The organism is Aeromonas sp. R1-1, assembly GCF_040908495.1.
GTDB classification, from domain to species: domain Bacteria; phylum Pseudomonadota; class Gammaproteobacteria; order Enterobacterales; family Aeromonadaceae; genus Aeromonas; species Aeromonas veronii.
In genome coordinates, this window is the sequence record NZ_JBFODV010000276.1 from 1 (window position 1) to 8502 (window position 8502).

The window sequence follows — 8502 nt, forward strand, 5'->3', positions numbered from 1 at the left end:
CGACTGAAATCACTGAGCCCCGCGGTTTTGGCATCACTTCGGGTGGTGCTGGTGAGGTTGAGATCACGTCCGGCCTTGACCGAGAGGGCGCTCTCTGCGCCAATCACGCCACCGATATTGTCGATATCGTGGCGTGCCGTGAGCGCCACTTTGTCACCCTGGATGTTGCCGAGGTTGCGCACATTCTCGCTGGTCAACTGGACGGCCGTGCGACCTGCGATGGTGCCCGAGTTAACCAGGTCACCTTTGATATTCAAATCCACCTGATTGGCGGCCAGCAGGGTACCGCTGCCATCCAGATCGCCCGGTTTGACCCGGACATAAAGTTGCGGCACCAACGCTCGGGTCACAGTGCCATCGGCCAGGGTGACATCGCGCTCGACCAGCCAGACGATATCGCTGGTCAGCTGCGCCATCTGTTCCGGGCTCAAGGCAATGCCTGGGCGTAACTGCCAGGCGCGTCCCACCGTCACCCCGGCATCCAGCAGGGCGCGATATTGCGTTTCGTCATCGTGGTAACCCGTCAGAAAGCGGCGACCGGTCAGCTGGGACAGCTGGTCACGCACCAGCATCTGCTCATAAAAGCCATCCCCCAGTCGCTTCTGGGTGGTGGCGGGGTCGACCGAGAGTTGCTTGAGCATGTAGTCAGAGCCCAGCCAATTGCGATAATCGGTAAAGCGCGGGTCACTCTCGACCAGATAGCCGCTGGCTGCCGGGCCTGGCTGGAACAGACTGTTATCGGGTACGGTAGTATCAGCCAACAGGGTGCGGATCACTGCCGGTGCTTGCGGGACGAGGTTATCAACCTTGTCTGATACCGTGACCGAGGGCTCATCGATTGTTGCGCCATGCACATTACCCGGGGAGGCAACCTGTTGCCCTGATACACTTGAGGGGCCATTGCTACCACCGGACGTCGCTGTTACTTCGACAATCTGACGCCCGTGCGGTGTTGTGTTAGCTGGTTGGTTGCGGCCACCGATAGTATCACCGACACCTGTGCCCGCAAGCCCTGTCACACGGTAACCACTGCTGCCGTCGGATGAATAGGAGGCTGTTTGGGCGACGTTTAATGCAATCTGTCGTGTGATGTCAGCGGGGGTGTAGGCGCCAAGGTTATCGTTGTAACGAAAAGTCCCTTTCTTGTGTCCCCTTCGTTTCCGCTTGGTGTAAGAAAACTCACTGCTTCCTTCCTCATGAATGCGGTGTATCCCGGCAGCCTGCTGATTGTGCAGATTTTGCAAATCCCCCAGCAAGGCGCCGCCCGCCAACATGTGGCTGTTGTCATTGGTCAGGTTATCTCCGCTCAGGGTGATATTGCCTCCGGCGCGGATGCGCGCCGGGTCACTTGCTTTCACCTGAGTCTCAAATTCAGAGCGAGTGACGTAAAACTTGGTATATCTCGCCAGTTTCTGGCCTGTGGCGATAACATGGTAGTTACCTCCATCACCACCATCCCAGCGAAGCTCACTCTCATCGTATTTGTTGGCCTCTCCCTCTGGCTGGATATAAATTTTGGCGGTGGGACCGGCTACTTGCACCTCCTCGGTGCGCAAATGGAGGTTACGGTTCAACAGTTGCCCGGTAGCCAGCGACAGATGGCCAAGCGACTCTATGGTGGCGCTGTCATTTTGTACCAACCCTGCGCGCCCGGTGGCTCGGTCATTGGCATCCAGGGCGCCACCGATAGCCATGTCACCCGCGCTAAATATCAGCCCATGCTCGCGGTTGGTCAGGGTCGTTGCCCCGATATCGAGCCGTTCGCGGGCTGCGATGACTGCCGCTCGCCCCCCTTCCTCGCGGTTTTGCAGGGTGTTGGCCTGAATGGCCAACTGGGCGCCATAGATGCGTCCGCTGCCCACGTTATCCAGGGTGCCTGCCTGGATGCGGGTTTGTGTGCCATCGATAAGTCCGCGGTTGGCCAAGGTGTTGCTTGCCACTACATGCGTCGTGGTCCCTTGCAGTTGCCCGCTGGCCTGGTTATCGATATCCGCCGCCTGCACAGTCAGCGATTTGGCCTGCAGGGTGCCCCGGTTGGTCAAACGACCGGCGGTGGTTATCTCAGCTTTCCCATTGGCTGAAACGTCTTGCTCATTAATAAAATCTTGCTGCATGGTCAAGGTCAGGCCGCCCTTCGAAAGCACCCGGCCATTGCCACTGAGGCTATTGGCAACCAGATTGAAGGCCCCGCCAGAAAGCAGGGTGCCTGCACGGTTGGCCACATTGCCAAGCGTCCCGGTCAAGGTATTCGCGGAGGTGATGCGCCCCTGGCTGTTATCCAGTGCGCCACCGCCTTGAATGGCGATGTGCTGGTCCGCCGCTATCTCGCCGTTGTGGTTGTCGATATGGCGGGCGGTCAGCGTGACGTGTTCCCCTTGTAGCCCTAGGGGGGAGGCATGGCTGCCCTGGGTGTCACTGTTTTGCACGGTATCTGCGTTCAGTTGCAATCCATGTCCGGCCGCCAGCAGGCCGTGCTGATTATTGGTTGTTCCTGCCAGCGCCATCTGCAGGTCCTGGCCCGCCTGTACCTGGCCATTCCGGTTATCCAGCGCCGCACCCTTGATATCGATGTGCGCTAGCCCGGTTAGCTTGCCGCTCTGATTATCCAGTGCGCCGCTTTGCACCACCACTTGTCCGTTGCCATGGATGACCCCCGCCAGGTTCAGTAGGTCGCCACTGCGTAAAGTCAGGCTGTTGCCACTGACGATGCCCCCCGCAGCACCCGAATGGCTGTTAGTCAATGCTTGACCGTGGGTATCAATATTCAGTGGCCCGGTTGATTGCAGCAGCCCGCTGTCGTTATTCAGCGCACCGCTCTTGATATCTAGCTCCCCACGCTGGCTTGCCAGAGTGCCGTGCTGGTTATCCAGTGCCAATTGCCGGGTATCTACCCGAACCTCTCTCCCGATGATGCTGCCGCCGCTATTGCCCAAACCGGCGCTGCCAACCGTGAGCAGGTCTTGCGCCTGCAATGACCCACCGCCATTGTCACTGTATCCCTGCGCATCGAGCTGCAGACTACCTTTGGCGCTGGCGATAACACCACTGACGCGGTTATCCAGACTGCCGGCGTTGATAGTGACATCACCCGCGCCAATCACGTTGCCTTCACGATTATCCAGACCCGCGCCAATGCCCACCACCATGGTGCTCGCGCTCTCGATTGCGCCATGGCGATTACCCATTGCCCCAGTGTTCAGGCGCAGTGGTCCTGTGCTGACAATCGAGCCCTTGGCGCTGTTATCGGCATGGCCATCCACCGTTAACGCCAAGCCTTGGTGGCCTGCTGTGTGTATCTTGCCGCCCTGATTGTCCAGCGCTTGTGCTCGCACGGTGGCGCTCCCTGCCAACACCAGGGAGCCATCCGTATTGGTCAGTTTGCGTGTCACATTGAGCTGGTTCTCTCCGGTACCCGCAGACAGGACTGTGCCCAACTGGTTGAGCAATTCCCCGGTCGACAGCTGTAGCGTGCCATTGGTGGCCAAGCGCCCGGCGTGGTTATTAAGGGTATCGTGCGCCCGGATATTCATCTGCTCACTGCCAGTGGCAATCACGTTACCGCCTGCCGTGAGCAGTTGGTCGGTCTCTATCTCCACTTGTCGAGCTTGTGTTGTGCTCTCTTTCAAATCGGTATGGTGTCCCTTCACACTCAGAGCACCATTACTGACAATCTTGCCTTTGGGGCCATTCAGGGTATCGGTTTTGAGGGTGAGGGCGCCGTCGCCCGCATGTTCGATGGCCCCTTCGCTGTTATCGAGCGTCTTGGCCGTTACCTGCATGTCACCCTTAGCCGCCAGCAGGCCATGCTGGCTGTTATTGACGGAGCCGTCCACGGTGAGCTGAAGTGCCCCGTCTTTGGTCGCGGCTATTTCACCGCCCTGGTTAGCCAGCTCACCGGCCGTGAGGGTCAGCGGACCGGCCGCCAACAGCTTGCCTGCCTGATTATCGAGGGTGTTGCGGGCAGTAAGTTGCAGCTCGCCGTTGTGGGCAACCACTGTACCACCGGCGTTATCAAGCGAGCCGGTATCAAGGGCGATACGCTGCGCCGAGGTGGTGCCTTGCGCCAGATTGACCGATTCACCCTTGATGCTCAGAGCACCGTTACTGACGATCTTGCCTTTGGGGCCATTCAGGGTATCGGTTTTGAGGGTGAGGGCGCCGTCGCCCGCATGTTCGATGGCCCCTTCGCTGTTATCTAGGGTGGCTGCGGTGACACTTATGCCCTCTTTGGCAGCCACCAGCCCCTGCAGGCTGTTGTCGAGGGTGGTGGTGACAGCCAGTGTCATGGCTTCCTCGCTGGAGACCAGTTGACCGCCCTGATTATCGAGTGCATTCGCGGTGACGCTCACCGGTCCATTGGCCAGCAACTTGCCATCTTTGTTGGTCATCGCGCCGCGGACGGTGAGGTGCAAAGAACCGCTGTCGGCCACCAGAGTGCCTGCAGTATTATCCAGCGTGCCGGAGTCGATGGTTATTTGTTTGGCCGAGGTAGGGCCTTGCGCCAAGGTGAGGGTGTCACCGGTTAGCTGCAGATTGCCGTTGCTGGCAATCTTGCCCTGGATGCCCTGCAACGTGGTAGTGTTGAGCGTCAACGCGCCATTGCCCGCATGTTCAATCGCGCCACGGCGGTTATCGAGCTCGTTTGCCTCAATCTTCAGGTCGCCCTGACTGGCTATCTGGCCCCCGTCACTATTATCAAGCCCATGGCTTACCGCCAAGGTGCTAAGGGCGTTGCCACTGGCGCGTATGGTTCCCCCCTTGTTGTCCATGCTCTCGGCCTGCAGGTCAATGCTGCGGGCCTCCAGGGACGCCTTGCGGTGGTCGGTCTTGCCCAGACGCAAAGTGGCAACGCCCGGGGTCGATATATGGCCACCCGAACCTTGAAGCTCGCCAGCGCGGAGGATGAGGCCTGCGTCACCGGTGTGTTGTAAGGTGCCATCGGCATTGACCAGCATCCCGACATCCAGCGTCAACGCCTCGGCATTGCTTGCCAACGTGCCATGACTGTTATCCAGCGAGTTGGTCACAGCAAGCTGTGTCTGCTGGTGACCGGCATGTTGCAGCAAGCCCGACCGGTTGTTCAGCGTGTCAGTCGACAGCGTCAGGACACCAGCCGCATGCAGCTTTCCCCCCTCATTATTTAACTGACCCAGCGCCAGGTGGGTAGCATCGTTCACCCGCAGCGCACCTTGACGGTTATCCAGATCGCCGCCAGTCACGGTCAACTGCGCGACCTCCAGTACGCCCTCTCGGTTATCGACCGACCTGGTGTCCAGGGTCATCTCGCCGCCCGCGAGCAGGCGGCCGCCATCGTTGTTGAGCGTATCTGTGATATGGAGCTCACCCTTCGCGAGCGTCGCTGCTGCGGGTTGATGGTCTGGTGTCCCGCCTTGTGCGCTATTGTCACCGTGGCTGGGCTGGGGCGGGAAGGTACCAGCACCGTCACCTCCTTGATCTAACGGACCACCCTGCTCCGACTGGGGAGTGGGGGATGTCATGGTGCTACCGAGTTTTCCTTCACGGTTACGGGTGTGGGCCGTTTGCAACGTCAATCCTTGCTGCCCCGTCTGCTCAATCATCCCCTCCCGGTTGGTGAGCGACTGCGCATGCACCGCTACCCGACGCGCATTTATCTTTCCCTTGCTGTTATCTACATCTTGCGGGGTGGTGACGAACAACTCACGCTGCGCGCTGAGTGTGCCGCTATTGGCGATGCCACCTTGAGCCTCGAGTCGAACATCGGTCATGGCTTGCAGGGTGCCACTGTTTTCCAACCGACCGTCGGCCGTGACCACCAACTCTCCCACTTGTGCGCCGAGGGTACCCGCATTACGCACACCGACACCGTGCTCGGTACCCACCATGACAATCTTTTGTGAGTACATGCCGCCCAATGCCCCCACATCCAGGGCAAAGGCTGGTTTTTCCCCCTTGGTCTCTTGTTGAGTCACGGTAGTCTGGTCTGCACTCACCTCGTTAACGCCGGTGGTCACGTGCAATTGTTTGGCCCAAAGCCCCGCATTTACCTTGACCGAGCGCGCAATCACATCGGTGTAATCTGTACTGCTGGCATCCAGCCCTTTGCCTTGTACCTCGATAGCCCCGCCCTTGACCCGGTAGCCCTCTAATGCACCATCACGCATGACTGGCGTACCGGTTGTCAGCGTTGCGCGTTGGGTGTTGATAAATCCGCAACCCTCACAGGTAATACCCGCCGGATTGGCAATCACCACTTGGGCGCGATCACCAGCGACTTCCAGGTACCCCTGCAAACGGCTGGGATCACTGGCATTGACTTCATTGAGGATGATGCGAGCCGTACCTTTGGCCAGCCACGGGTTGCCCTGTACCCAACCGCCCAGTTGGGTTTGGGTATTGGTACGCGAGTTGTTGAGAATAGCGCCTTGTTGCTCGACATCGAACTGTTGGTAGGTGTTGCGTGATACGCCTGCCGCGCTGGGCGACTGGATATTGACTTGCGGCACCCCGTTGGCCGTCTCCAGTACGGTGGGCTGCTGAGCACCCGGGGCGGTCGGGTCGGCCACAATTTGGGCCCGGGCGGGAAACGTAATGCTGACCAGCCCCAACGCCAGCGCACTGGCAAAAGCCACGGGGCGCATGCTGGCAACGCAGCGTGCACCGGTTGCTGTGGCCACACGTCCTGTACTGCTACCCCGTCGGCGGGCGATGTCAGGAACCACCTGCAGCAAGCCTAATGAGCGGTTGAAGACAATCCGATAGCAGTGCTTGTTCATGATGCCAATCCCTTAATGTCGTGCAATCTTCAGTAAGACCAATTCACGTTAAACCCGGTGGTCAACGCACTGGTCTGAAATCCTTCCGGTTTATGCAGCGGCCCGCCAACAAAGAGGTCCCAGGCAAACCCGGACATTCCACCCCGCAGACCAATCACGGCCCCAGCGAGGTCTCGTCCATTTAACCAACGGGTTGAATTACCACCGACATGGCCGTAATCCGCCCCCAGATAGACCGATTGGCCAGCCCCCAGCGCGAGCCCCAGCTCATTGCGCCATACCCAACCGCGCTCACCCATCAGGGTCAGCTCGCCATCAAAGCCACGCACGCTGTAACGCCCGCCAATGGAAAAGCGATCTTGAGGGACGAGCGGAGTCCGGTCCCACTGGGTGCGGACGTTACCGGTGTAGCGAAGTGATTGGGTTCCTAACGTAAACGGGGTCATCAGTTCCACATCGGCAGTGATGAGCGCCATGCGGGAGGTGCCTTCCCCGAACAGCTCTTCGGGGGCCGCCATGGCGTCAAATGCCCCGGTCCCTCGCCGATAACCCAGATTGCCATCCAGAGTCGAGGCCCCCAGATATTCACGGTGGGTCAGCCCCAGAGTCCATCCCCCGGTGCGACGGCGTTGCACCTCGACCTCAGTGTCATCAATAAAGTTGTCAGAGCGCCGCTTCCAGCCACTGATGTAGGCCCCGCTCTTGCGCACCGCATCGCGATACAGGACGCGAGACAAACGCACTTCCGCGTTATTGCTGGTACCGCGATAGAGGTAATGCTGGCGGGCGCCGGCCACCGTCTGCCGGTATTCATAACCACTGAGGGTGGTCCCTAACGACCAGTAGCCGTAAGGCAGGCTGTAGTGGGCGGTATAGCCACGGGTTCCCTTGTTGTTGCCATTGAACAGATCGTGATTGACGTTGATGTAGAACAGATCGTTCAGCGCAACGAGATCGTCCAGCGAGAGGGTGGCACTGCCCTGCATTTTCCCGGTTGTTTTGCTGCCCGCATCATCAAATGACGCGCTCACCCGCACCGGTGGCGAGCGTTGTTGCCAAGTAATGACCAGATCGCTCTCACCCGGTTGAGCATCGCCCCCCTCTGCGGGGGTGATCTGAATGTCGGCATCCACGGTGGGTAACCGTTTAAAATTCTCAAGCGCTTGCTCGATGTCGCGCAGGTTAAGAATGTCGCCGCGCCTGGCGGGCACCGCATTCCAGGCAGTAGCCCGTGCATTGGTATTGGGGGCAAACACGATATGTCGGACTCTGCCCGGTACCACGACCAGCGTTAAGGCGCCGTGGGTCAGATCTTGAGGGGCGGCGAGGACTCGGGTGGTGACAAAACCACGGGCCATGATGGCATTTTGGATGCGGCTCATCACGATGTTAAGGCCCTTGGTGCCCAGACAGTGTCCTTTGGCAAAGTCAGCCTCTTTGAGTGCCCAAGCGAAGGTGTCAGCGTCCGTCCCGGTAAGCTCAAACGTATTGATGGTGAAGCAGGGCGATTCGTCGGAAGGCAGCGGGGTCTGCGCAGGCATAACCGGGGCCGGGAAGCGGAGATCGGGATGGGTTTCTTGTTGTTCGCGTAGCACGCGCTCCCGCTCTTGCTGGCGTAATATTTCTTGGGCCGGGTTGTTTGCCGCTTGACTGGCGTTGTTTCCCAAATAAACCATCAAGCAGCAACTGCCCCAGCCCCTGGTGACCGCTACACTCGGGGCTTTCTGACAGGTAGACCAAGGGTATT

The 8502-nt window shown here is 59.3% G+C and carries 2 protein-coding genes; both read right to left on the reverse strand.

All coding sequences use genetic code 11. The features are described from left to right. On the reverse strand, window positions 1–6755 hold a 6755-nt coding region (locus AB5Y92_RS18795), incomplete at its 3' end, for a filamentous hemagglutinin N-terminal domain-containing protein (RefSeq protein WP_368227374.1). A gap of 29 nt (window positions 6756–6784) precedes the next feature. Continuing rightward, a partial coding sequence (locus tag AB5Y92_RS18800) for a ShlB/FhaC/HecB family hemolysin secretion/activation protein (RefSeq protein WP_368227375.1) occupies window positions 6785–8502 on the reverse strand: 1718 nt, incomplete at its 5' end.